The sequence below is a fragment of the Planctomycetota bacterium genome (genome assembly GCA_018242585.1).
Classification (GTDB): domain Bacteria; phylum Planctomycetota; class Planctomycetia; order Pirellulales; family PNKZ01; genus JAFEBQ01.
On the sequence record JAFEBQ010000045.1, the window covers coordinates 48,896 to 74,451 of the forward strand.

General features: G+C 64.7%; 19 protein-coding genes. 11 read left to right on the forward strand and 8 right to left on the reverse strand.

Features of this window, described 5'->3' with window-relative positions; all coding sequences use genetic code 11:
- Window positions 1-7 precede the first annotated feature (7 nt).
- The 3 genes from JSS27_19965 to JSS27_19975 all read left to right on the forward strand — a co-directional run bounded on the left by JSS27_19965 (window position 8) and on the right by JSS27_19975 (window position 5,789).
- Window positions 8-3,229 (forward strand): DUF1553 domain-containing protein, encoded by a 3,222-nt coding sequence (locus JSS27_19965; protein MBS0211227.1) that lies wholly within the window; start codon window positions 8-10, stop codon window positions 3,227-3,229.
- A gap of 27 nt (window positions 3,230-3,256) precedes the next feature.
- Window positions 3,257-4,723 carry a DUF1501 domain-containing protein gene (locus JSS27_19970; GenBank protein MBS0211228.1) on the forward strand — a complete coding sequence of 489 codons (1,467 nt, stop codon included), beginning with the start codon at window positions 3,257-3,259 and terminating at the stop codon, window positions 4,721-4,723.
- Between the two features lie 94 nt (window positions 4,724-4,817).
- Window positions 4,818-5,789, forward strand: coding sequence for a sugar phosphate isomerase/epimerase (locus tag JSS27_19975; GenBank protein ID MBS0211229.1), 972 nt, complete (start codon window positions 4,818-4,820; stop codon window positions 5,787-5,789).
- Window positions 5,790-5,840: 51 nt separating this feature from the next.
- Here the strand turns inward: JSS27_19975 and JSS27_19980 are convergent, their stop codons facing one another.
- The 7 genes from JSS27_19980 to JSS27_20010 form a co-directional block, all read right to left on the reverse strand.
- Window positions 5,841-6,530 carry a PIG-L family deacetylase gene (locus JSS27_19980; protein MBS0211230.1) on the reverse strand — a complete coding sequence of 230 codons (690 nt, stop codon included), beginning with the start codon at window positions 6,528-6,530 and terminating at the stop codon, window positions 5,841-5,843.
- Window positions 6,531-6,640: 110 nt separating this feature from the next.
- Entirely contained in the window at window positions 6,641-6,955 is a 315-nt protein-coding gene (locus JSS27_19985; GenBank protein ID MBS0211231.1) for a 1-deoxy-D-xylulose-5-phosphate synthase, read from the reverse strand.
- Window positions 6,956-7,458: 503 nt separating this feature from the next.
- On the reverse strand, window positions 7,459-8,508 hold the full coding sequence (locus JSS27_19990) for a pyridoxal-phosphate dependent enzyme (protein ID MBS0211232.1): 1,050 nt from the start codon (window positions 8,506-8,508) through the stop codon (window positions 7,459-7,461).
- A 20-nt stretch (window positions 8,509-8,528) separates the two neighbouring features.
- The gene (locus JSS27_19995) at window positions 8,529-10,040 is read right to left on the reverse strand and encodes a M81 family metallopeptidase (GenBank protein ID MBS0211233.1); all 1,512 of its coding nucleotides are present in this window, start codon (window positions 10,038-10,040) and stop codon (window positions 8,529-8,531) included.
- 12 nt (window positions 10,041-10,052) lie between these two features.
- The gene (locus JSS27_20000; GenBank protein ID MBS0211234.1) at window positions 10,053-10,427 is read right to left on the reverse strand and encodes a RidA family protein; all 375 of its coding nucleotides are present in this window, start codon (window positions 10,425-10,427) and stop codon (window positions 10,053-10,055) included.
- A gap of 25 nt (window positions 10,428-10,452) precedes the next feature.
- A complete protein-coding gene (locus JSS27_20005) occupies window positions 10,453-11,085 on the reverse strand; it encodes an RraA family protein (protein MBS0211235.1) in 633 nt (210 codons plus the stop codon).
- A gap of 58 nt (window positions 11,086-11,143) precedes the next feature.
- Complete coding sequence (locus JSS27_20010; GenBank protein MBS0211236.1) at window positions 11,144-12,778, reverse strand: MFS transporter; 1,635 nt, start codon at window positions 12,776-12,778, stop codon at window positions 11,144-11,146.
- Window positions 12,779-12,996: 218 nt separating this feature from the next.
- Here JSS27_20010 and JSS27_20015 point away from each other — a divergent pair, with 218 nt between their 5' ends.
- The 8 genes from JSS27_20015 to JSS27_20050 all read left to right on the forward strand — a co-directional run bounded on the left by JSS27_20015 (window position 12,997) and on the right by JSS27_20050 (window position 23,452).
- Window positions 12,997-15,246 (forward strand): DUF1549 domain-containing protein, encoded by a 2,250-nt coding sequence (locus JSS27_20015; protein MBS0211237.1) that lies wholly within the window; start codon window positions 12,997-12,999, stop codon window positions 15,244-15,246.
- A 52-nt stretch (window positions 15,247-15,298) separates the two neighbouring features.
- Window positions 15,299-16,642, forward strand: coding sequence for a DUF1501 domain-containing protein (locus tag JSS27_20020; protein MBS0211238.1), 1,344 nt, complete (start codon window positions 15,299-15,301; stop codon window positions 16,640-16,642).
- Between the two features lie 17 nt (window positions 16,643-16,659).
- On the forward strand, window positions 16,660-18,294 hold the full coding sequence (locus tag JSS27_20025) for a PPC domain-containing protein (protein ID MBS0211239.1): 1,635 nt from the start codon (window positions 16,660-16,662) through the stop codon (window positions 18,292-18,294).
- Between the two features lie 66 nt (window positions 18,295-18,360).
- On the forward strand, window positions 18,361-19,803 hold the full coding sequence (locus JSS27_20030; protein ID MBS0211240.1) for a hypothetical protein: 1,443 nt from the start codon (window positions 18,361-18,363) through the stop codon (window positions 19,801-19,803).
- A gap of 11 nt (window positions 19,804-19,814) precedes the next feature.
- Window positions 19,815-20,585: a carbon-nitrogen family hydrolase gene (locus JSS27_20035; GenBank protein ID MBS0211241.1), complete on the forward strand. Its 771-nt coding sequence runs from the start codon at window positions 19,815-19,817 to the stop codon at window positions 20,583-20,585.
- Between the two features lie 206 nt (window positions 20,586-20,791).
- Complete coding sequence (locus JSS27_20040) at window positions 20,792-21,421, forward strand: sigma-70 family RNA polymerase sigma factor (GenBank protein ID MBS0211242.1); 630 nt, start codon at window positions 20,792-20,794, stop codon at window positions 21,419-21,421.
- A gap of 4 nt (window positions 21,422-21,425) precedes the next feature.
- Window positions 21,426-23,186, forward strand: a complete 1,761-nt coding sequence (locus JSS27_20045; protein MBS0211243.1) for a serine/threonine protein kinase — start codon at window positions 21,426-21,428, stop codon at window positions 23,184-23,186.
- Window positions 23,187-23,203: 17 nt separating this feature from the next.
- Window positions 23,204-23,452 (forward strand): hypothetical protein, encoded by a 249-nt coding sequence (locus JSS27_20050; protein ID MBS0211244.1) that lies wholly within the window; start codon window positions 23,204-23,206, stop codon window positions 23,450-23,452.
- Window positions 23,453-23,897: 445 nt separating this feature from the next.
- Here the strand turns inward: JSS27_20050 and JSS27_20055 are convergent, their stop codons facing one another.
- The gene (locus JSS27_20055) at window positions 23,898-25,373 is read right to left on the reverse strand and encodes an aldehyde dehydrogenase family protein (GenBank protein MBS0211245.1); all 1,476 of its coding nucleotides are present in this window, start codon (window positions 25,371-25,373) and stop codon (window positions 23,898-23,900) included.
- Window positions 25,374-25,556: the final 183 nt, after the last annotated feature.

Consider the following 25,556-nt stretch of genomic DNA (forward strand, 5'->3'; position numbering starts at 1 on the left):
TCGACCGATGAACGGCCCCGCTTGGCGCAACATGGTCGCCGTAATGCTGATGGCTGCGCTGTCGGTCTGCGCGGCTAACGCAGTCGCCGCCGAAGGGACCGACGCCAACGCAAAAGCTGCCGCCCAGCCCCCCGCGCGCGGTGCCAAGGTCGACTACAACTGGGACGTGCGGCCGATCCTCTCGGACAAATGCTTCCGCTGCCACGGTCCCGACGCGGCGCACCGCGAAGGGAACCTGCGCCTCGACCGCCGTGAAGACGCCGTCAGCGACCGCCCCGGCTGTCGAGCGATCGTGCCGGGCAAGCCGGCCGAGAGCGAAGTATTCCGCCGCATCACCAGCGACGACGCCGACGAGCGCATGCCGCCGCACGCCTCGGGCTCGACCCTCTCAAAAGCCGAAATCGAAACGCTGACCCAGTGGATCGCCCAGGGGTCCGAGTATCAACCTCACTGGGCATTCACGCGGCCGAAACTTCCCGCGCTGCCCGCCGTGCGTCGAACCGACTGGCCGCGCGGGCCGATCGACCGCCTGGTGCTGGCCGAGTTGGAAGAGCGCCAGCTTGCGCCCGCCCCCGAGGCCGAGCGAGCCGCGCTGCTCCGCCGCGTGACGCTCGACCTGACCGGCTTGCCGCCCACGCTGGCCGAGCTTGACGCCTTCCTGGCCGACACTTCGGCCGACGCCTATGAACGGGCCGTCGACCGGCTGCTCGCCTCGCCGCGGTTTGGCGAACGCTTGGCGCTCGACTGGATGGACGCGGCCCGCTACGCCGACACCAACGGCTACTACCTGGACACCGAGCGGCGCATCTGGCGGTGGCGCGATTGGGTGATCAACGCCTTCAACCAGAACATGCCGTTCGATCGGTTCACGGTCGAGCAACTGGCCGGCGACTTGCTCCCCGAGGCGACGCTCGAACAGCAGATCGCCACCGGCTTCAATCGCAATCACATGACCACCAATGAAAGTGGCGTGATTGACGAAGAAGCCCGATTGGGTTATGTGGTCGATCGGGTCGACACGACGGCGGCGGTGTGGCTGGGGCTGACGTTTGGCTGTGCCCGCTGCCACGACCACAAGTACGATCCGATCACCCAGGAAGACTACTATCGGGTGCTGGCGTTCTTCAACAACGTCAAAGAGAAAGGGCTGATCAAAGACCCGATCAACCCCGCGCCAATTCTGTCGTTGCCTACCGCTGAAGAAGACCAGCAACTCGCCGACTTGACGCGGCAGCGGACAGATAAAGAAAAAGAACTCAAGGCGCTCGGGCCGACACTGGCCGCGGACATTGCCGCTTGGGAACCAAAGGCCAACGGCGAGATCGCGTCGCTGCCCGCGACGGGCTGCGTAGCATACTTCGACTTGGAAAAGGACGGCACGTCGCCAATCGAGCCGGCGGTCGCGGCCCGCACGCTTGGCGAGTTGAAGTTCGCGCCCGGTGTGGTAGGGCAGGGGAGTGCGTTCGACGCCACGCAGTACGTCGAGTTCGACGGCGGCGTGCGGCTCGATCGGCAACAGCCGTTCGCGGTTTCGCTGTGGATCAAGCCGAGCGGCGGCCCGACCGGGTGCGTCGTCTCGAAGATGGCCTCGACCGCCGACGCGCGCGGCTTTGAAGTCATCTGGTACAAGTCGCAGCCGCGAATCAACCTGGTGAACCGCTGGGGGCAAACCGCGATCGAGGTCGTGGCCCGTCAGACTTTCTCGGCCGGCGCGTGGCGACACCTGGTCGTGGCGTACGACGGCTCGGGGCGCGCGGCCGGCGTGAAGGTGTTCGTCGACGGCGAAGCGCAAGACCTGATCGTCCGTCGCGACTCACTCGGCGCTGAATCGATCGCCACGCCCGAACCTTGGCGGATCGCCTGGAAAGGGATGGGCGTCGGCTTCGAAGGAGGCGTCGACGAGTTCCGGCTGTTCAACCGCACGCTCTCGGCCGACGAGGTGACGGCAATCTACTGGCGCGAAATGCTCGACGGCGCGATCGCCACGCCGCGCGACCAGCGGACCAAGCAGCAAGCCGAGCGCCTGCGCCAGTATTACGTCGCCCACTATGGCAGCGAGCAAGTCCGCGCGCTCGATCGCGAACTCGCCAACCTGCGCAAGGCGGAAGAGACGCTCAAGCAGAACATCATGTCGACCCCCGTGATGGCCGAGTTGGAAAAGCCACGCGAGACGAATGTGCTGATGCGCGGCCAGTACGATCACCCTGGCAAGCACGTTACGCCCGGCGTGCCGACGGCGCTCGGCGCCTTGGCCGACAAGCCCGGCGTCAACCGGCTCGACCTGGCTCGCTGGCTGGTGGCGGCCGACAATCCCTTGACGGCCCGCGTGATCGTGAACCGCTACTGGCAGCTTGTCTTTGGCGACGGGCTGGTCCGCACTCCGAACGACTTTGGTCTGCAGGGCGAAGCCCCGACCCATCCCCAGTTGCTCGATTGGCTGGCGGTTCGGTTCATCGAGTCGGGCTGGGACGTGAAAGCCCTGGTACGCTCGCTGGTCACTAGCGCCACCTATCGACAGTCGTCGCGACTGACGCCGGCGCTCACGGCGCGCGATCCCGAGAATCGCCTGCTGGCCCGCGCCAGCCGCTATCGCTTGCCGGCCGAGTTGGTCCGCGACCAGGCGCTGTCGATCGGCGGCCTGCTGGTCGAAAAGGTCGGCGGCCCCAGTGTGAAGCCATACCAGCCGGGCGGACTGTGGGAAGCGGTCTCGTACAACGGCGACCAGAGCTACGTCGTTGACGACGGCGACGGGCTGCACCGCCGCAGCTTGTACTCGTTCTGGAAGCGGCAAGCCCCACCACCGGCCATGCTGTTGTTCGATGGCCCGACGCGCGAGGTGTGTACGTTGCGCCGGGCGCGGACCAATACGCCGTTGCAAGCCCTGGTGCTGTTGAACGACGTCACTTACGTCGAAGCGGCCCGTGGCTTGGCCACGCAGATCTTGCGACACGCGCCAAGCGACACGGCCGAAGCGGTGCGATTCGGCTTCCGCCGCGCGACCGGGCGAGTGCCCACCAAGGCCGAGGCGGAACGGTTGGAAAAGTATTACCACGAGCAACTGGCCGAGTACCGGGCCAAGCCGGCCGCCGCGAGCGCGCTGTTGGCCGAGGGTGACGCGCCGGTCGAGGCGTCGCTCGCAGTGTCTCAACAGAATCAAGCCCAACTGGCGGCTTGGACCATGACGGCCAGCGTGCTGTTGAACCTGGACGAGACGATTACTCAGCACTAGACGAACCACCCGCCGCGAGGCGCTACGATGAACCCCATTCACGAGCTGGCAAAGTCCGAAACCCGGCGGCAGTTCTTTGGCCGTGCGGCCACGGGCATTGGCGCGGCGGCGCTGGCCTCGTTGTTCGATCCCGCGTCGCTCGGCGCCGCGACCAGCGACGCCACCGCCGGCGTGCCGGGCATTTTGAAGCAGCCCCACGTCGCCCCGCGCGCCAAGCGGGTGATCTATCTGTTCATGCACGGCGGTCCGTCGCAGATGGACTTGTTTGATTACAAGCCGGGGCTCGCCGCGCGGCATGGCGCGGAATTGCCCGCGTCGGTTCGCGCGGGTCAGCGTCTGACGACAATGAGTTCCAATCAGAAGACATTGCCGGTCGCGCCGTCGCCGTTCAAGTTCGCGCAACATGGCCAGGCTGGCACGTGGATGAGCGAGTTGCTGCCGAACCTGGGTCGCGTCGCGGACGATCTGTGCGTGGTTCGCTCGGTCCATACCGAAGCGATCAATCACGACCCGGCGGTCACGTTCCTGCAGACCGGCCACGAACAGCCGGGGCGACCCAGCTTTGGCAGTTGGGTCACCTATGGCTTGGGGAGCGAGAACCGCGATCTGCCCGCGTTCGTGGTGCTGACCTCGCGGGGGAGCGCGCTGTCGCCGGCCGATCCGCTGTACGCGCGGTTGTGGGGCTCGGGCTTCTTACCCTCGAACCACCAGGGGGTCTCGTTCCGCAATCAAGGGGATCCGGTGCTGTACCTGTCGAACCCTGACGGAGTCAGCGAGCGCGACCGGCGGCGGCAGCTCGACACCTTGGCCGAGTTGAATCGTCAGCAGCAGGTCGAAACGCTCGATCCGGAAATCGGCACGCGGATCGCGCAGTACGAGATGGCGTTTCGCATGCAGTCGTCCGTGCCCGAGCTGACCGACTTGTCGAACGAGCAGGCCGAGACGTTCGAGTTATATGGCCACGATTCGCGCACACCGGGGACGTTCGCCGCCAATTGCCTGATGGCGCGACGGCTGGCCGAGCGCGGCGTCCGGTTCATTCAGCTTTATCACCGCGGTTGGGACCAGCACTACAACTTGCCGTCCAACGTGCGCTTGCAAAGCCAGGATGTCGACCAGGCCTGCGCGGCATTGATCACCGACCTGAAGCGGCGCGGGCTGTTGGACGACACGCTGATCGTCTGGGGTGGCGAGTTCGGCCGGACGATCTATTCGCAAGGAACGCTGACGGCGACGAACTTTGGCCGCGATCACCACCCGCGCTGCTTCACCATGTGGCTGGCCGGCGGTGGCGTGCGCGGCGGCATGAACTATGGCCAGACCGACGACTACAGCTACAACGTCGCCACCGATGGCATGCACGTCCACGATCTGAACGCCACGATTCTGCACTGCCTGGGGATCGATCACACCCGACTGACGTTCAAGTTCCAGGGGCGCTACTACCGGCTGACCGACGTACACGGAAACGTCGTGAAGCCGATTCTCGCCTGACAAAGGCATGCGAAACCATTGCCCACCCCGCGGCCGTTCGTTACTAAAGGGGTTGGCACTTCTGGTTTATCATCCGCGAGCACGAGGATCGAGCATGCATCAGCTTAGTCGGCGGCAATGGTTGCGAGGATTCGGGCTCGGTGCGGCGGCGCTCGCATTGGCCAATGGCTCGCGTGCCTTGGCCGCGAATCTGGCGACGGGCTGCACGTTGAGCATCGGCACCTACAGCATGAAAGGGATGTCGCTGGCCGAGGCGCTGAATGCGATTGCCGACATCGGCTACGACGGGGCCGAGGTCAACGCCGCGCCTGGCAGCACCGGCGAGCCGGCTCAATTGTCGAAGTCACAGCGTGAAGACATCGTCGCGTTGCTCGCCAAGCGCAAGCTCCGGCTGACCGCGCTGATGGAGAACATCCCGCCGGCGCTCGACGCCCAGCAAGCACCCGCCGAGGTCGAACGGCTGAAGCGCGTGTTTGAGTTGGCGCGCGATCTGGGAGGAACCGACATACCGGTGGTCCAAACCGTGCTCGGCGGCGGCAAGTGGGACGAGCGGAAAGATTTGTTCCGCGATCGGCTCGGCGCGTGGCAAGAGACGGCCCAGTCGGCCGGCGTGGTGCTGGCCATCAAGCCACATCGGTTCGGGGCCATGTCGCGGCCAGCCGATGCGATTTGGCTGATCAAGCAACTGGGAGACTCGAAGTGGCTACGGATGGTCTACGACTATAGCCACTATGCCTACCGCGACTTGTCGCTCGAAGCGACGATCGCCGAAGCCCTGCCTTACACGGCGCACATCGCGGTGAAAGACGCCGTGCAGCAAGGCGAGAAGGTGGTCTTCGCGCTGCCGGGAGACGGCGGGAACTTCGACTATGCCGCGCTTTTGAAGCAATTCTATGCTGGCGGCTATCGCGGCGACGTGTGCGTCGAGGTGAGCGCCATGCTCTCGGGCAAGAAGGATTACGACCCGATGCAGGCCGCCCGGACGTCGTACCAGAACATGGCCGAGGCTTTCACCAAAGCCGGAGTGCCCCGCGGCTCGCGAGTTTCGTCTGGCGATCCAGGTTAGAGCAGGTATTCGCGCCGCAAGAAACGCCGCCGATCGGCGGCCCAGGCCCGATTACAGAATATCCCGAGGCTCGGCGTTCATCGCTCGCAACGCTTCACAGTATTTCACGCCGCAGGTTTTGCCCCGGTACAGGGCGATCGCTTCCTTGGTCTGCTGCGCGCCGTCGGGCTTGTCCGGATCGTACGTCTGGCCGCGGACCAGCGCCATGAACCGTCCCAGCCACTCGATCGACTGGGGCCAGACGTCGGTGGTGTCGACGAACACGTCCGGCTCAAAGCCGATCGTGTGCCGCGGGCCGTTGTCATAGAGATAAATCTTGCGGGGCGGCTTGTACGCCGGCGCGTCGACCAGCGACGACGCGTAGCGCAGAGCAATACCGCTGAGTTCCGACGCGACGACATGATCGTCGTGATGGTCGGCCCGCCACAACATCAGCGCCAGGTCGGGCTTAATGTCGACGACGGCCTCGGCCACTTTGCGCTTGGTTTCGTCGTTCACGTCAAAGCGGTGCGATGCGAAGTTCAGATAGCGCATCTCGACGCCATAGAGCCGGCTGATCTCGGTGGTGCCGGTGAGCAGCTCGGTATGCCGCTTGCCGATCGGCGCCCAGTTGGTGTAATCGCCGATCAGCGACAGTATCACCACACGGTAATGCCGCGCGACGGCCTGCAACATAATCCCCGGCACGCCGAACACGCAGTCGTCATAGTGAGCGCCAATGGCCAACAACGTCTTGGGCATGCTTGCGATTCTCCGTCAGTGTCTTGGGGTCATGAAGCCAGCCGTAGGGTACAGAATTGCTGAGGGGACTCGACCTCATTTGAACGTCGCTCATGAACTAATTACGAAGATTACGCACGGTATGACTGCAAATGGGCGCACTCGAGCTTTCCACGCACCGAAGTCCAATACTCGACACGGGCGTCGTCGTCGATCTCGACCTTGCCTCCATAAAGCTTGTCGGAACCGTCACGTTTGGGCCCGGACACCCAGAATTGCTCCTGTGTCTCGACGTCAATGCAGTTGTATTTATAGCCGGCGCACCGAAGCAATGTACGTCCAGCGTAGTGATACGAACGGCGAGACTTGGAGAACTCCACCCACCCAATGCGGCCGGGACCATCAAGGCCCCCGCTCTTGTCTTCAATGTACATGACGCGCTTCATAGCGAGCGCACTCCAATTATTCGATAAATATCTGCAGGTCAGGGATCACGCACTATTGTCGCACGCTGCATCCCTGACCGCCAAGTCTGCGTTGGGCACTTCCCGTAGGATGCACTACGTGCATCTTATTTTCAGCTTGAACGCGGGAAGCGATTCACGCGCGAGACGGCGCCAACCGTGTTGGCCATCCGCAAATGTCAATCTCGCGCGGCGTGATGTTAACCCCTCTCCTCCCGGAAGAGGGTGGCGGCGGTAGCCGCCGGGTGAGGGTCCACGTAGCCCCGGGCGACGCGTTTCAGTTGAGCGACGTTGACCCTCATCCGGCCTTCGGCCACCTTCTCCCGGGGGGAGAAGGGTTGCGCGCGCTCGGGGATGATGGAGGCTGGCAGCGTGGGGAAGTGATGAATGATGAGTGCTGAGTGATGAATGCCGGCAAGTGCCGATATGTGGTATGCGCACGAATGCCCCCCACTCATCATTCATCACTCCGCACTCATCACTTCTTACGTGCCGCTTAGCCAGGCGTCGAGTTCCCAGACTGGCTCGAGCGGCGGGACCATGCGGTCGATGGCGGCCAGGTCTTTGAACCCGATGCCGGTGACCACGCACACCACTGGCCCCGCGCGGAGCTTTCCTTCGGCCTGCGCGCGCAGCGCCCCGGCCAACGGCGTCGCGGCCGCCGGCTCGCAGAAGATGCCTTCCTCGCGCGCCAGCCGAGCCTGCACCTCCCACACCTCTTCATCTTGCACCAGGTGCCCCGTGCCGTCTGACGCGGCGCAGGCCGTCAGGGCTTCCTGGCCGTCGATCACCGAGGGAACCTGCAAGCCGCTGATCCGCGTTTCGCAGCGAACCGCTTCGGCCTGGGCCGCGCCGCGGGCCAGCGGACCCGCGATCGTCGCGTTGCCGACGGGTTGCACGCACTCGATGGCCGGCGTGCGCTGCACTCGACCTGCGGCTTTTAACTCGGCATATCCCAGCGCCGTGGCCAAGGCCAAGCCACCGCCACCAGCGCAACAGAACACGTGCGACGCGCCGCCCGGCAGTTGCTCGGCCAATTCGTACGCAATCGTCTTCACGCCGCACATGCCGACCGGACAGAACTTGAACGCGCTGATCAAGAGCATGTTCCCTGGCAGCGCCGCGCGAGACTGCAACGCGCCGAGAATCTGCCGATCGACGTCGGCCGTCACGCCAAAGCCGCGAATGCGGTGCAGCCGCGCGCCATAGGCCAGCATCTGGCGACACTTGTCGGGCGGAGCGTGTTCGACGATGGCAATCTCGACCGGAATCCCCGCCACGGCCGAGTACGCGGCCAACGCCGCGCCGGTGTTGCCGCTCGATGTGGCGATGATCCGCCGCTTGCCTTGGGCCAGCGCGTCGGAAACCGCCACGACGCCGAAGCGATCTTTGTACGAGCCCGAGGGGTTCGTCGTTTCGAGCTTGAAATACAGTTCCGGGATGCCGGCCTTGGGGCCGATCGAGCGCGACCGCAACAGCGGCGTGCTCCCTTCGCCCAACGTCACGCGGGCCGACAGCGGCACCGTCGGCAACATCTCGGCCCAGCGCCAAATACTCATCGCGATCCTACCTTTGCCTGGGCCCCGTTACCGGCCACCCAGGTCATGTCTGGTTCAAACGGATACATCGGCCGGCGGTGGTGATACTCCAAGCGCCGCAAGTCGGCGCTCGTCACGCCCGGCGTGTCAACCCGGATCAGGTGGCGACAGACTTCGCGATAGGCCGCCACCGGGGCGTGTACCCCCTTGGCGACCAGGTAGCGAAAGCTTCCCGGGTCGAGCCCGCAACTGACCAATTGGTTCAGGCTCATCGGCGCGCAACGGCGCGAAGTGATCATCACCGTCAAACCCGCGTCGGTCGTCACGATGGCCGTTGGTCCCATGTTGAAGTTCACGATGCCCCCGTGGCGAGGGTTCGGCTCGCTGAATTTCCCCTCGGCAAACCGCCCGACGGTAAACTCGGCGGTCAGAGGCGAACCGTGCAACGCGTCGGTCTTGCCGCCGATCGACAGGGTGACACGCGCGTCGAGCCCAGCGGCCTGGGCCAATTCATACGCCGCCGGGTCATAAAGACACACAAAACTCGGCCCCATTTGCCGCTGATGCAAGCCGTGAGCCAGCAACGTCCCGTCGGCCGGCGAACCGCCGCCGACGTTGTCACCCATATCGAGCAGGCAGACTGACCCGTCGAGTTGCACGGCGCGATCGAGCGCCTGGTCCACCGTGATGAACTGGCCGTTGAACTCCTCGCGCCGCGACCACCAATGGTTGGCCAGATCGTCGGCCAGCATCCTGGCCTTGGCCCAGTCGTTGTTCGTGACCACGACGATGGCCGAGCCCATTTGCGCCACGTCAGCATAGGGGAAGCCCAGGGCGACGCTGTTGGTCAGCACGCCGGGCGCGGCCAGCATGGCGTCGGCCCGCCCGTACAGGCTTTGACACGGCTCGGCCGAGGTGAGCTGCCGCTCGATGTTGACGGCCAGCGGCAGCAAGTTCGCCGCCATCGTCGGTCGCACCTCGCCGCCGAGCGTGCGGGCCATCAGCTTTGCCGCCTCGACACCGCGAGCCCGCTGATCAAGATGAGGATTCGAGCGATAGCCAATCAGCGCGTCACAGGCCGCGACCAGTTGCGCCGAAATGTTGGCGTGCAGATCGAACGTGGCGATGATCGGGAAGCGCGTGCCGAACCGCGTGCGCAGCCGCGCCAGCCAGTAACCATCGACGTCGGCCGCCGTCTCGCTGACCGTGGCGCCGTGCGGGGCGGCAAGCAGCCCGTCGAGCCGTCCGGCACGATCGAGGGCGCGGTCCATCCGGGCCAGCAACTCTTCGAGCACGCCGCGCTGCATCGTGCCGTACGGCAGCGCGCGGGCCAGGAAGATCGGCACCGCTTCGATGCCCGCCGCGGCCAGTCCCTCGAAGAAGCCTCCCACTTCGTGGTGCGCGTCGGCCATCCGCCGCTCGATCTCGGCCCCTTCGCAAAGCAGGTCTTGCTCGAAGTGGGCGAGCGTGGTTTGACCGTTGATGAACGTGTTCGACTCTTGCAGCAAGCCGACAATTCCGACGCGCATGGGTCGCTTCCTTTACTTCCCGGCGAAGGCCATCATTTCGACTTCAAATTTCAACGCCGTGCCCAGGCACTCGACAATCGTCGTCCGCGCCGGGAAGGGCTCGCTGAAGAACTCACAGTAAATCTGGTTGTACTCGGCCAGGTCAGCCGGGCTGGCGACGTAGCTGCGCACTTGCACCACGTCGGCAAAGGTCAGTTTCGCCGCCGCCAGGATGCGCCGGGCGTTCTCGAACGAGCGGCGCATCTCGCCGGCGAAGGTGTCGACGACGATCTTGCCCGCGTCGTCGACCGAGGCTTGCCCCGAGACGAACACGAAACCTCCGGCGCGGATCGCCGGGCTAAAGGGCAAATGGCTGGCCGGCACGCCGGGCCCGCGAATCACTTCCATCGCTAACCGTTCCTTTCTCGGTGAACTACAGAACTCCATACTTGTCGTAAGCGGCCTGAGCCTTCATGCCGCCGCGAATGGCGTCGCGCGTGACGTTCTCGGCGTGGACCTTCTCCCAGGCCCGGCGAACCACCTCGACCTCGACGCGGCGCGGCACGACCACTACGCCGTCGATATCGGCGATGACCAGATCGCCCGCGGCGAACGTCACGCCGTCAATTTCGACGGGGACGTCGACGTCGATCACGCGCTGGCGGTCTTTCGAATCATAAATGCACACGCCGCGCGCAAAGACGGCGAAGCCCATCCGCGTCATCTGAGCCACATCACGGACCGCGCCGTCGACGATCGTGCCGAGGCAACCGCTGTTGCGCGCGGCCGTCGACAGCAACTCGCCCCAAATACCCGAGCGCATCGACCCGGCCGCCGCGGCAATCAGCACGTCGTCGGCCTGACAGCCGTCGACCGCTTTCAGTTCCAATTCGTACGGCCGCGGATCGGCATGGGCCATGTCGGCCCAGAGGGTCGTTTTGCAGCGGCCGACGAGCACGCCCGGCGTCGTCATGGGGCGCAACTGGACGCGCGGCGATTGCTGACGCAAGCCGACGGCATCGAGCGCGTCGCAAACGACGGCGCTGGTGAACTTTTCGCGCATCATCGGCAAGGTGATTTCACTGGTCTTCGACATCGACGCTCCTCGCTTCCTCGACGGTGATTCATTCATCCGCAAACAACGGCTGGTCGGCCCGGATCAACAAGCCCGCCAGCATGCCAATGGCACAGGCCAGCGCGCTTAAATAGAACACGACGTTCCAGCCATAATACTTCTGGGCCCAGGCCAGGGCGATTGGCCCCAGCCCCGCGCCCAAGTTCCCCCACATGTTCCCCCAGCCAACGACCGAGCCGACGTGTCGGCCGCCGACGTCCTGGGCAAAGGCCCAGATCGACGGCACACCCAGATCGGTCGCGAACGCCATCGCCGACAAGGCAACCGTCACGGCCCACGGCGAGTCGAGCCAGGGACAGGCGGCCAAAGCGATCACGCTGACAACCTTCGAGCCGCCAAACGGCAGCGCGCGGCCCCACCGCAACCCCAGCGTGCGCGTCAGCCAGTCGGTCAACCAGCCGCCGAACAACATCCCGCCGCACGATACCACCAACGGCACCGTTGTCATCCAGCCGCGCTCTTCGATCGGTACCGAGAATTCGTCGGCTAGATAGGTTGGCGACAAGGTGATGATGAACACCCAGCCAAAGTTCACGAAGAACTGGGCCAGCGAGTTGAAAGTCATGTTCCAGTTCAACGCTAGCGCGCGCCAGGGAATCGACTCGGGCTTGCCGGTCTGTGCCAGTGCGGGTGGCTCGCCGGCGGTAATCAATTGGGCCTCGGCTTCGTTGCAACGGCGATGCTCGCGGGGCCAATCGCGGACCATGAACCAGAAGACCAGCCCCATCAGCACGCCGCCAGCGCCATAGACCAACAGCGTCGGCCGCCAGCCAGCGCCGTGCAACTGCTTGAGCGAGCCGGGAAACGCCTTCTCGATGACCAGCCGGTTATAGCGGGCGATTTGCCACGTGTTCCGATCGGCGATCGGCACCGCTTCGATCGATCTGGCATCGGCCGACAGCCACAATGTCGTCGCGTCGAGCCCCTCGAAACAGTTGGGCGAAGCCAACAGCGCGTTGAGCGTCAACAGAATCTGCTCGTGACTCGGGTTGGCGCCGGGCAATTGCGCGCGAAGCCGCTCGCGCAGCGGGTTCAACTCGGCCGGCTTGGTGGACGTCCAATGCTCTTGCAACTTCTGGGCGTCCAGCACATCGCCAGTCGAGAACAACGTCGGCGCATCGCTGGGGACAAAGCCGACGATCAGCAGCGCCGTCAACAGGTTGGCCCCCGCGCCGCCGGCGCGACCACCGAACGCGACGACGCTGCTGGCCCAGCCGCGCGCGTCGCGCGGCACCCAATGCTTGACCAGGACGGTCAACGTGGGATAGGCGCCGGCCTGGGACAGCCCCAGCGCCAATCGCGCCAACAGCAGCGTCCAGAGATTGTTGGCCAGCGCAATCGAAATGCCGAACACTGACCAGCCGACCAGATAGACCGTCATCATCTTGCGCGGCCCGAAGCGATCGGTCAGCCAACCCGACGGCACCTGCCCGGCGGCATAGGCCCAGAAGAAGACCCCCATCGCCCAACCCAACTCGACATCGGAGAGCAACAAGTCTTCGCGAATGTAAACCGCCGCCACCGACAAGCAGACGCGCTCGAGATACAACAACACCGCCGCGCACGTGGCCGTGGCGATGATCAAGTGACGCACGTGCGTCGGCCGTTCGGTCGATTGACTCATAGGCGCTGGCGGGACGTTCGGACGGCGCGCGGGGCAGGGGAGCAACAACACGCTGGGGGCAGGGCAAAGCGGCTCTGATCTTAGCACAAACGGGGAAGGTGCATTCACTTTTTCCGTTGACTTTTGCCGATCAATCAGAGTAGATTGATACTTGCTCTCCGGCCCGTTTTCCCTCCCCCTTGCCGACCACCCTCCCTGGCTTTCCGCGGGCTCGTTCCATGCGACTTTTCCGGCGCTCAGATTTCGTGACGGCGACGATGTTGTTGAACATCGCGCTGGTGGGCACGAGCCGCGCCGCAACGCCCGAACCGGTGATCCGTACCGCGTCGGCTTCCAGCAAAGCGCCCGTGGGAACGCCGCGACTGACGTTCGAGTTGGACGTGATGCCGGTGCTGACCGCGGCGGGTTGCAACCAAGGGGCCTGCCACGGCAAGAGCCGGGGGCAAAATGGCTTTCAGCTTTCGCTGCTCGGCTTCGATGCCGACTTTGACTACAACGCGATCGTGAAAGAGGCGCGTGGCCGCCGCGTGTTCCCCGCCGCGGCTGATGAAAGCCTGCTCTTGCGCAAGGGGTCGGCCGCGGTCTCGCACGGCGGCGGCGAGCGGATTGCCCGGGACAGCAAACAATACAAGATTCTCCGCGACTGGATCGCCGCCGGCATGCCGCGCAGCGGCCCCGCCGATCCGGTCCTGAAGTTAATCGCCGTCGGGCCCGAAGAGTTGCCCCTGTCGCCCAACAGCAAACAGCAACTCACGGTCACGGCCCGCTACTCGGACGGTTCGACGCGCGATGTCACCCCCTGGTGCGCGTACCAGTCAAGTGACACCGGAGTCTCGACCATCTCGACGACTGGCGAGATCAAGACCGGGCGGCTGCCCGGCGAATCGTCGACGATGATTCGCTACATGGGGCACATCGCCACCTGGAACGTGGTGATCCCGCGCGGGGCGCGACTGCCCGCCGAGCGCTACTCGGCCTTGCCGCGTCACAACTTCATCGATCAGTTGGTTTGGGACAAGCTCGAATCGGTGGCTGTGCTCCCCTCGGGTCCGTGTAGCGACACCACGTTCCTGCGCCGGGCCAGCCTGGACGCGATTGGCCGCATGCCCACCCCGGACGAGGTGAACAAGTTCCTGGCCGACACCTCGCCGAACAAGCGGGCCGCGCTGGTCGACGCCCTGTTGGCGCGGCCCGAGTACGCCGACCATTGGGCCAACAAGTGGGTCGATCTGCTGCGGCCGAATCCCTACCGCGTGGGCATTAAAGCCACGCTCAACTACGATCAGTGGATTCGTGACGCCTTTCGCGAGAACAAGCCCTATGACCAGTTCGTGCGCGAGCTGGTGACCGCGCGGGGCAGCACTTGGCGCAACGGCGCGGCGACCATGTTCCGCGATCGGCGCACGCCCGAAGAAATCACCGTCCTGGTCAGCCAACTGTTCCTGGGGGTGCGGCTTGACTGCGCTCGTTGCCACCACCATCCCTTCGAAGTCTGGGGACAAGACGAGTTCTACGGCATGGCGGCGTTCTTTGGCCGGGTGGGCTACAAGGGGACCGGCATCTCGGCGCCGATTTCGGGCGGTGAGGAAATGATCTTCACCGCGGCGAAAGGTGCCGTGAAGCACCCGATCTCCGGCGCGATTGTCCCCCCCGAGCCACTGACGGGCAAAGCCGCCCTCAGCGACGACGAGGATCCTCGCCTGGCGTTCGCGCGCTGGATGACGGCCAATGACAATCCTTTCTTCGCGCGCGTGGCGGTCAATCGGATGTGGGCCGAGCTGATGGGTCGCGGCCTGGTCGAGCCGGTCGACGATCTGCGGGCCACCAACCCGGCCACCAATGCCGAGCTGCTCGACGCGCTCGGCGTGGAATTCCGCCGGCTGAAGTACGATCAAAAGGCGATGCTCCGCACGATCATGACCTCGTACGTCTATGGATTGTCGAGCGCAACGAACGACACCAACGTGGCCGACACGCAAAACTACTCGCGACACTATCGGACGCGGCTGCGGGCCGAGACGATCTCGGACGCGATTGCCGACATCACCGGCGTGCGTGACGACTACGCGGCCATGGCGCCGGGGAGTCGGGCGACGGCGATCTGGACCCATCGGATCAATTCGCTGTTCCTCGACGCCTTCGGTCGACCCGACCCGAACCAGGATCCGCCCTGCGAGCGAACCGGCGAGACGACGATGGTCCAGGCGCTGCACCTGATGAACTCGTCGCAGTTGCACCAGAAAATCGTCGGCGATCCGGGCTTGTCGGCGCGCCTGGCCGGTGGCAAGCAAACGCCGGCCGAGTTGGTCGAGCAGCTTTACTTGTCCGTTTACTCGCGACGCCCCAGCGACGCTGAGTTGCAGGCGGCCGTGAAACTTTATACCGATCGCCCCGAGGCCCGACGTCAAACGACCGAAGACCTGCTGTGGGCGATGCTGAATACTCCCGAGTTTTTGTTCAAGGATTGATCGGCGCTGTGCGGCAATCGAACCTGTCGCGGCACGACAAAGGACGACACTGATGGCGATTCACCGAAACTGCGCTGGCATCTCCCGCCGCGATTGCTTGCAATTGGGCATTGGCGCCCTGGCCGGCGGCGGACTGCTCGACTTGCTGCGCTTGCGCACCGAAGCGGCCACGTCCGGGGCCAAGCAGAAGCGCCCCACGAGCTGCATCCTGATTTGGATGGACGGCGGGCCGTCGCACTTTGAAACATTCGACCCCAAGCCGACCGCCCCGGCCGAAATCCGCGGCGAGTTCGACACCATCAGCACCAAGATTCCCGGCGTGTTCTTCTCGGAACACATGACGCGGCTGGCGTCGATTAGCGACAAGCTGTGTGTCGTCCGGTCGATTTGCCACAACCAGGGAAACCACGGCGCGGGGAACCATTACATGATGACCGGCGCGCCGCCGCGGATTCCCGTCGGCTGTGGCGCGTTCGTCAGCTTTCATCCCAGCCTGGGCTCGGTGACCGCTTTTGAGCGCCCCGCGCCGCGCGGGCTGCCGGCCTATTTCTCGATGCCCGATCGTTCACGCTCGGCGGGTCCGAACTTCTTGGGGGCCAAGTACGCGCCGTTCGTCGTGGCCGACGATCCGAACAAGGACGGCTTCCGCGTCCGCGACGTGGCCTTGCCGCAAGGGATCGGTACCGATCGCTTTGCCGGCCGCCGCGACCTGAGGGCGCTGGTCGATCGCTTGCCGCGCATCGATAACAAGGCGTCCGGCGACCCGGTGCCGGCGCTCGACACGTACTATCAGCAAGGCTACGACCTGATCAACTCGCCCGAGGCACAACGCGCCTTCGACATCTCGCAAGAGTCGGCCAAGGTCCGCGACCACTACGGTCGCAAGCCGTTTGCTCAGCGGGCGCTGCTGGCGCGGCGACTGGTCGAGGCCGGCGTCCCGTTCGTCACGTTGTACGACGGCGGCTGGGACAGCCACTCGGAAATCTTCCCTGGCTTGTCCCAAAAGCTGCCGCCGTTCGAACACGCCATCGCGGCGCTGATCGAAGACCTGGACCAGCGCGGCTTGCTGGAAACGACGCTGGTGGTGGCGCTGGGCGAGTTCGGCCGCACGCCGAAGATTTCCACCTTGCCCGATCGCAAGCTCCCCGGTCGCGATCACTGGTCGAATGCCATGAGCGTGATGTTCGCCGGTTGCGGCGTGCCGGGTGGCACGGTCATCGGCGCGACCGACAAGAACGGCTATGCCCCCGTCGAGCGCGTGCTCAGCCCCGAGAACTTTGCCTCGACGGTGTATCGCAAGCTGGGGATCGATCCCGACAAGATCCTCTACACGCCGCAAGGGCGGCCATCGCACATCGTCAGCGATCCGACCCCCATCAAGGAACTGATGGGTTGAGAGGCGGCGCGCTGAACGTGAAGATCACCTGCTACACTTGGCTGGCCGTCGTCGCGCTGCTTGCCGCGCCGGTTTTAACCGTGGCCGCGCCACCGAAGCCGACCGGCGTGTTCCCTTTGGGCGTGCAGCGCGGGCAAAGCGTCACGCTCACCGTCAGCGGCGCGATGAAGCCCTGGCCGGCCCAAGTCCAAACGAGCGGCGCCGGCATCACGTTGACTCCCGAAAAAGAAGAAGGCCGCTTCAAGCTTTCGGCCACGGCCGACGCGGAACCAGGGCTGCGCCTGGTGCGGTTCTTCAACGACGAAGGGGCCTCGACGCCGCAAGCGATCGTGGTCGGCACGCTACCCGAGATCGAAGAGAAGGAGCCGAACAACGAGACAACCGCCGCGCAATCGATTTCGCCCGTCGCCGTCGTCGTCAACGGGCGGCTGGCCAAGGCCGGCGACATCGACACGTTCAGCGTCGCGCTGACGGCCGGGCAAACCTTGGTGGCCGACGTCGCGGCCGAGCGGCTGGGCTCGCCGATGGACGGCGTGCTGCAAGTGCTCTCGGCCGATGGATTCGTCTTGGCCCAGAATCACGACACCCGGGGGCAGGATCCGCGGCTGGTGTTCACCGCGCCGCGCGATGGCGCCTACCTGGTCCGACTGTTCGCGTTTCCGGCCACGGCGACCGGCTCGGTGGCCTTTGCCGGCGGCGACAAGTTCGCCTATCGAATGACGCTCACGACCGGCGGCTTTTTGAATTACACGATGCCTTTGGCGGTCGAGCGCGGCGTCGAGACCAGTCTGGAACTGGTGGGCTGGAACATTCCCGAGGCGCTGCGCACGAAAAAGGTCACGCCTCCGACTGACGCCACATCGGTCGTGATCCATGACGCTCAACTGGCCGGCGAAGTCCGCCTCGACGTGGTCGACAAGAAGTGCTTGGCCGAAGCCGAACCAAACGATCGAGACCATGCTCAAGCAATCGCCTGGCCCGTGGTCGTCAGCGGGCGCATTGTCGCGCCGGGGGACGTGGACGTGTTCGCCATTGAGGCCAAGAAGGGGCAGAACCTGGCGCTCGTCGTGCGCTCGCAGCGGCTGGGCTTTCCGCTCGATGGCGAGCTGCGCGTCTACGACAGCCAGAAGAAGCTGCTCACCAGCCGCGACGACTCGGCGAAGGAGCGCGATCCCGAACTGAACTACACGATTCTGGCCGACGGCAAGTACCTGATCGCGGTCGCCGACCTGTACGGCGCGGGGAGCGCGGATCACGCCTACACGCTCGACATTGCGCTAGTCGAGCCCGATTACACCTTGGCGTTCGCGGCCAGCGAGTTGACGACGGCGGCCAAGAAAGAGATCGAGCTGCCGATCACCATCGACCGCGCGAATAGTTTTGCCGAGGAAATCGAAATCACCGTCACCGGCTTGCCCGAGGGGGCCAAGTGCGAACCGGTTCGCTCAGCCGCCAAGGGAGACGGCAAAAAAGGGGACACCGCCAAGAAGGTCACCCTGAAAATCGCCCCGGGCGAGCAGCCCTTCCGCGGGCCGATTCAAATCACGGCCCGCTCGCTCGGCACGGCCGCGCGCCAGCGGACGGCGAAAATGCCGCTGGCGGGCCTGGGGACGTCGGTCGATAATGTCTGGCTGACCGTGACTAGCAAGTAACACTGACCGCTAAATAGTCGGTCTGCGGCTGCTTCGCGTCGCTCCTCGCCTCTCAAGGATCGTTCGATGAGTTGTCTTCGCTGCTATTGCGCGCTGGCTGCGCTCGTTTGCGCGATGGGCCTGGTTGCGAACGCGCGGGCCGATGAACCGGCGGCCGGGCGTGACATCTACGTGAACCACGTCAGTGGCGACGATCGCAACACCGGCCTGGCGGCCGAGACGAATGGCAAGGAAGGCCCGGTCAAGACGATTCATCACGGCGTCCGCCGCGCCAAGCCCGGCGACACGGTCCACCTGATCGTTCACCCGACGATCCCGTATCGCGAGTCGGTCGTGTTTCACAACGCCCACGGCGAGCCCGGCCGGCCGATCACTTTCGACGGGCACGGCGCGACGATCGAAGGTTCGGACCCGATCACCGTGGCCGACTGGCAAGAGGTTTCGCCCGGGCTGTACCGCAACGATCACTTGCTCTCCGAGCGGCTATTGGGCAAGGACGGCGCGGTCATCCAGCGCTGGTTCTTCCGCATCGATGGCAAAATGAACTTCATGGGGCGCACGTCCAAGGGGAAACGAGCCCCGCTCAAAGCGCCGGCCGAACTCCAGCCAGGCGAGTGGACGTTCGAGCAAGATGCGCACGCGTTTTACATCAAAACTTCCCCGGGCAAGAAGCTGGCCGACTATCGCATCGAAGCGCCGCTACGCTCGACGAGCGTGCAGATGAGCGGCGACTGCTCGCACTTGTTGATCCGCAATCTGACCGCCACCCACGTTTACAACGACGGCTACAACATCCACGGCAAATGCCGCGACGTCCGCTTCGAGAACATCGCCGCCATCGAGTGCGGCGACGACGGAATGAGCGCCCACGACGATTGCCAGATCGCCGTCGACGGCTTCGTCACGCTGAGCAATTCGACCGGCCTGTGCGACGTGGGGGACAGCGTGTCGCACTACAATCGGGTCTACGCCGACTCAAACATCGGCTTTGACGTCTTCTTTCTCGGCTCCAACGAGCACTCGATGAAGAACTCGGCAATTCGCTGCTGCGCGCAGCAGAGCCTGGTCGTACAAGGGGAGCCGAACAGCGACAAGCAGTGTACGGTGCGACTGGACAACGTGCTGGTCGACGCCTGCGGCAAATCCAGCCCAGTGCGGTTCGGCGCGCGTTCCGTGGTTGAAGCCGATCATGTCTCGATTCGCCGGCTGGATGTCAAAGCGGACGGCACGGCATTTACCCTGAAGAACTCTGAATTCATCAGTGGCCTGTCGGCCGCGACATTGACAATTGGTGACAAGACGAAATGGGCAGCGGAAAACAACGTCTATGACTTGGAGAAGTTGATCTTCGCCGGCAAGACCTATGCGTGGACTCAATTCGCGGAATACCAGGCCGCGTCGCAGCAAGATCGCGCGAGCAATATCGGCGTCCTCGAACTCGCTCCTGTATCTATGCGTGGCTTGCGCGGCGGCTTACCGACGCACCCTGCGACCCGCGATCAGAAATAGTGTGCCGTCCAATGCGCGTCAGTTGCCTGCAACTTGAAATTGCCGATCGCACGCCGGGCGAGTCGCTGGCTGCGGCTCTCGCGCTGTTGGACCAGGCGCGCGGCAGCGACCTGGTCCTGTTGCCCGAGTTGTGGCCGACCGGGTACTTCGCATTCGATCAGTACGAGCGGCACGCCGAAGCCGTCGACGGCCCCACGGTTCGCGCGCTCGCTGACAAGGCAAAAGAGCTGAACACGTGGCTCCTGATGGGCAGTTTCGTCGAACGGGCTGGCTCACAGCTTTTCAACACTACGCTGCTCGTCGATCCGGCCGGCAATACTGTCTCGCGCTATCGCAAGATGCACACTTTTGGCTATCAGTCGCAGGAGCGCGCGCTGCTGGCCGCGGGCAGCGAACCGGCGACCGCGGCGACGCCGCACGGGACGCTGGGGCTTTCGATCTGTTACGACCTGCGGTTTCCGGAACTGTATCGGGCGCTGGTCGACCGAGGCGTGGAAATCTTCTTGGTCGCGGCGGCGTGGCCGGCGGCGAGGCTTGAACCGTGGCGACTCTTGAACCGCGCCCGGGCCCTGGAAAACTTGTCGTACGTGGTCGCCTGCAACGGCGCTGGCCAGAGCGCCGGCGTCGCCCTGGCAGGGCACAGTATGATTGTCGACCCCTGGGGCAACGTCGTGGCCGAAGCCGGCGACGGCCCCCAGGTGCTGACTTGCGAGATCGACGTCGAGACGGTTCGTCGCGCCCGCCGCGAGTTTCCGGCACTGGCCGATCGCGTCCTGCGCTAGAGTATTTCCCATTGGGATGATGACAACCAAGCCGGCGGCTCTGCCGCCAATCAGCGGCGACAGAGTCGCCGGCTTGGGAACGCGACCGCTCCGAGCCAGTGAGAGCCTCTTTATCGTCGTGGGATCAAGCCATTGTCCGCGGCGCTATTCACGCCGATAATGGCCGACGCTTCGTTACCTGTGCAGCGTCACCCGTGCAGCGAACCATGTGGCCCAACTCGACCGATACGCAAGAGCTGATCGTCTCGGCCAAAGCCGGCGACGCGTCGGCGGCCGGCGCGCTGCTCGAAAAACATCGCGACGCGCTGCGCAAGCTGGTGGCCCTGCGAACCGATCGAGCCATTCAAGGTCGCGTCGACGCCAGCGACATCGTGCAAGACGCGCTGGTCGAGGCCAACCGCCGCCTGGGCGATTATCTCCGCGACCCGCGAATGCCGTTTCATCTCTGGCTGCGGCAGATCGCCAAGGACCGGATGATCGACGCCCACCGTCGCCACCGGCTGGCCGGCCAGCGGAGCGTCGACCGCGAACAGGCCGTCACCGCGTGGCAGGACCAGTCGGCGCTCGATCTGGCGGCGCAACTGCGCGACGGGCGCGAGCTGACGCCGGCCACCGCCTTGCTGCGTCAGGAACTGCAGGAACGCTTTCGCGCCGCGCTCGCTCAACTGGACGACATCGATCGCGAGATCATCGAGATGCGTCACTTCGAGCAACTGGCCAACCAGGAAGTGGCCGTGGCCCTCGGCCTGACCGAACCGGCGGCGGGCATGCGTTATCTGCGAGCCATGCGCCGCCTGCGGGCCCTCTTGGACGACACGCCGGCGGCCGAAGGGTAGTCGTATGACCGACGGGGCCAGTTCAAAGCCGGACGCGCGCGACTCACACACCGCGCAGCAAGCTGACGCCGGCGCGGCCCGCGAGGAGTTGCTGGCCGTGGTGTTGAACGAACTGGCCGAGCAGATGCGCACCGGCGGCGCGGCCGATCTTTCGGCGGCTTGTCGGGCTCACCCCGAGCTGGCCGGCGAGTTGCGCTCGCTGTGGGGCGCGATGATGGTGGCCGACTGCCTGGCCAGCGATATGACCCACGCCGATTCGTCGGCCGCGCGTGAGCGCGCCTCGGCGGCTGAAGCCGCCATCGCCAAGGCCGAGAAACCTGCCACGTCGCCACCATCACGCCAGACCGCAACATCCACCACCGGCCAAATGTTTGGCCCGTACGAACTGCTCGAAGAGCTGGGCCGCGGCGGGATGGGCGTGGTCTACAAGGCCCGGCATCGCGAACTCGATCGGGTCGTGGCCCTGAAGATGATCCGCCACGGCGCGTCGGCGCCGGCCTCGGAGCTGGTCCGCTTTCGCCAGGAGGCCCAGGCGGCGGCGCGGCTCGACAATCCGCACCTGGTCCGGGTGTTCGAGGTGGGCGAGCAGGACGGCCAGCCTTATTTCACCATGCAATTCGTCGAAGGCGAGACGCTGGCCCAGCGACTGGCCGAGGGGCCGTTGCCGCCGCGCGAAGCGGCCGCGCTCCTGTTGCCGGTGGTCGAGGCGATTCAGGCCGCGCACGAGCAAGGAGTGCTGCATCGCGACCTCAAGCCGTCGAACATCTTGATCGACCGGCAGGGACGCGCGCTGGTCACCGACTTCGGACTGGCCAAGCGGGTCGAGGGGGACAGTTCGCTGACGAACACCGGGGCGATCCTGGGAACGCCGACGTTCATGTCGCCCGAACAAGCCGCCGGCAGCCGCGGCCGCGTCGGCCCGGCCAGCGATGTGTACAGCTTGGGGGCGATTCTGTATCAGACGCTGACCGGCCGGCCGCCGTTCCAAGGCAGCTCGCCGATGGAAACGGTGCTCCTGGTCCTCGAGCAAGAGCCGCTGCCGCCGCGGCTGATCAACCCCAAGGCCGATCGGGTGCTGGAACTCGTGGCGCTCAAGTGCCTGCAAAAACCCGCCGAGCTGCGCTACCCGAGCGCGGCCGCGTTGGCCGACGACCTGCGAGCGTTTCTGGCTGACGAGCCGATTGCCGCGCGCTCGGGTCAGTTCTCGCAGGTCTTAGCGCGCTGGATGCGCGAGACGCATCACGCCACGGTCCTCGAGCATTGGGGGCTGCTGTGGATGTGGCACAGTCTGGCGCTCGTGCTCTTGTCGGTGGCGACCAACTGGTTGCAATGGCGCGGGGTCGGCGCGCCGTGGCCGTACGTGTTGTTGTGGACCGCAGGCTTGGGGACCTGGGCGGCCATGTTCTGGGCGCTGCGCCGCCGGGCCGGGCCGGTGACGTTCATCGAGCGGCAGATCGCCCACGTCTGGGCCGGCAGCGTGCTGACGATTGCGCTGCTGTTCCCGGTCGAGATGCTGCTGGGGCTGCCGGTGCTCAGTCTGTCGCCGATCCTGGGGCTGACCAGCGGGATGGTGTTCCTGGTCAAAGCGGGCATGCTGTCCGGCGCGTTTTACATTCAATCGCTGGCGCTGTTCGTCACGTCCCTGGCCATGGCCTTGATGCAGCGGTGGAACATTCCGTTCGGGATCACGCTGTTCGGCGTAGTCTCCGGCGCATGCTTCTTCTTCCCGGGGTTGAAGTATTACCGGCAGCGCCGGGAAGGGTAGGGGGCGAGGGACTTAATATGAACAAATGGTATGGCAGCAGTTTTTTCGCCATCGTAATAGGCATGCTCAGCGCAGGATGGGTGCTGCCATTTACGCTTGCCGCCTTAAGCATCTTGGAATACTTCATTTCCAAAGACTCAGGACGATTAGATAGCTTTCCGTATCTTTCGTTTGCTCAATTAATGCTGAAGACGGCTGCTGCCTGGCTGGCAATTTGCATCTGTTGTTGGTCCGCCATTGCGTGGAAAGCCCTGGCTGTCCGGTAGAGGGGATGAAGGGCCAACGGCCCGACCCCATACCAGCCTGGGGCAACGCCCCAGGTAACGCACCAACCAAACCCATCAAGGGCTGAAAGCCCGCCCCATTTGGACGCGTAGGTGATGCGGATGGTGCGGGCCTTCAGCCCTTAGACCGTTTGAAGACCATGAACGTGGGGCGTTGCCCCACGCTGGTATGGTGCGCACCTTTGGTGCTTGAAGGCAGTTGCCGGGTGCCATGCTCAAACTTCTTGTTTGAGCATGTGAAGCGTGTACCGAGCATGCTCAAGCCTTGGGGGCTTGAGCATGGCACCCCCGAACAGAGATTGTGTTTAACAAGGCCGCATGCATCGCAGCCGGCGCGCAAAAAAAACCGCCGGCTTGCGCCGGCGGCTTTTGATGCTTCGCTCATCGCGAACGACTGATTCTCGACTTAACAATCTCGCCGGGTTCTCTACCCCAGCTTGATCGTCACGGTCTTCGTTTCGGTGTAGTGCTCCAGCGCGGCTTCGCCGTTTTCGCGGCCTTGGCCTGACATCTTGAACCCGCCGAACGGCGTCGTGGTGTCGACCACGTGGTAGCAGTTGACCCACACCGTGCCGGCCTTTACCTCGCGGGCATAAGTGTGCGCCTTGTCCAGATCCTTGGTCCAAATGGCCGCCGCCAGCCCGTAGAACGTGTTGTTCGCCCGGGTGATCACCTCGTCGATGTTCTTGAACGGCAGCACGCTGACGACGGGGCCAAAGATTTCTTCCTTGGCGATCGTCATCTCGTCCTTGACGTTGTCAAAGATGGTCGGCGAGACAAAGAAGCCCTTGCCGCCGACGCGCTGGCCGCCAGTGACGAGCTTGGCCCCTTCCTTCTGGCCGACGTTGACGTAGCCGAGAATCTTGTCCATCTGCTCTTGCGAGACCTGCGGGCCTTGCTCGGTCGTGGGGTCAAGCGGATCGCCCACCTTGCGCTGCTTGGCCTTTTCGGCCAGGCGGCTGACGAACTCGTCGCGAATCTTCTCTTCGACGAACAGCCGGCTCCCCGCCGTGCAGCACTGCCCGCCGTGGAAGTAAATGGCGTGGTGGGCGCCGGCCACGGCCTGGTCCAAGTCGCAATCGGCGAAGATCACGTTCGGGCTCTTGCCCCCCAGCTCAAACGTCGTCCGCTTCAGCGTGTCGGCCGCCTGCTTTTGAATGATCTTGGCCGTATCGACGTGGCCGGTGAAGGCGATCTTGTCGATGCCCGGATGGACGACCATCGCATGGCCAGTCGTCTCGCCCATGCCGTTGATGACGTTCACCACGCCGTTGGGAAAGCCGGCCTGCGTGGCTAGCTCGGCCATCCGCAACCCGGTCAACGGCGTCTGCTCGGCCAGCTTCATGACCACGGTGTTTCCGCAGGCCAGGGCCGGCCCCCACTTCCAGGCCAGCATCAACAACGGGAAGTTCCAGGGAATGATCTGCCCCACGACGCCGACCGGTTGACGGAGCGTGTAGCTCAAGAAGTTGCCGCGGACGGGGACCGTGCGGCCTTCGATCTTGTCGGCCCAGCCGGCGTAATAGCGCAGCGTATTCACGACGCCTTGCACGTCGCCGCGCGAGTCGGTGATCGTCTTGCCGCTGTTCAGTGATTCGAGCGACGCCAATTCTTCCGCATTCTCGACGACCAAGTCGGCCAGCTTGAACATCAACTCGCCGCGTGCTGCCGCGTCGAGCGTCTTCCAGGGGCTCGATTCCAAGGCACGCCGCGCGGCCGCGACGGCGCGGTCGACGTCGCTGGCGTCGGCTTCGGCCACCTGGCACAAGGCGTCGCCGGTGGCCGGGTTGATGGCCGTGAACGACTTGCCAGACTTGCTGGCCGCGAACTTGCCGTCGATGAACAGTTGCTGATCTTTCAATTGCGGCGTCTTGGGACGAGCAGGGGGGGTGGCGGTGGCCATGGGGTGCGTCCTTGATTAAAAGGTAAGCGTACGATGACTCGGTGAACGCCAGGCGCGCGGCGAAACATCGACGCGCCGGGCGGCAAACAGCAGGTCCGACTTCCCAGGGTTATAGCCCGGCGAAAATCGCGATGCAACGAACCGGGCGGGGGAGGGCCGAGCGTACTACAATGGGCCGAGGGA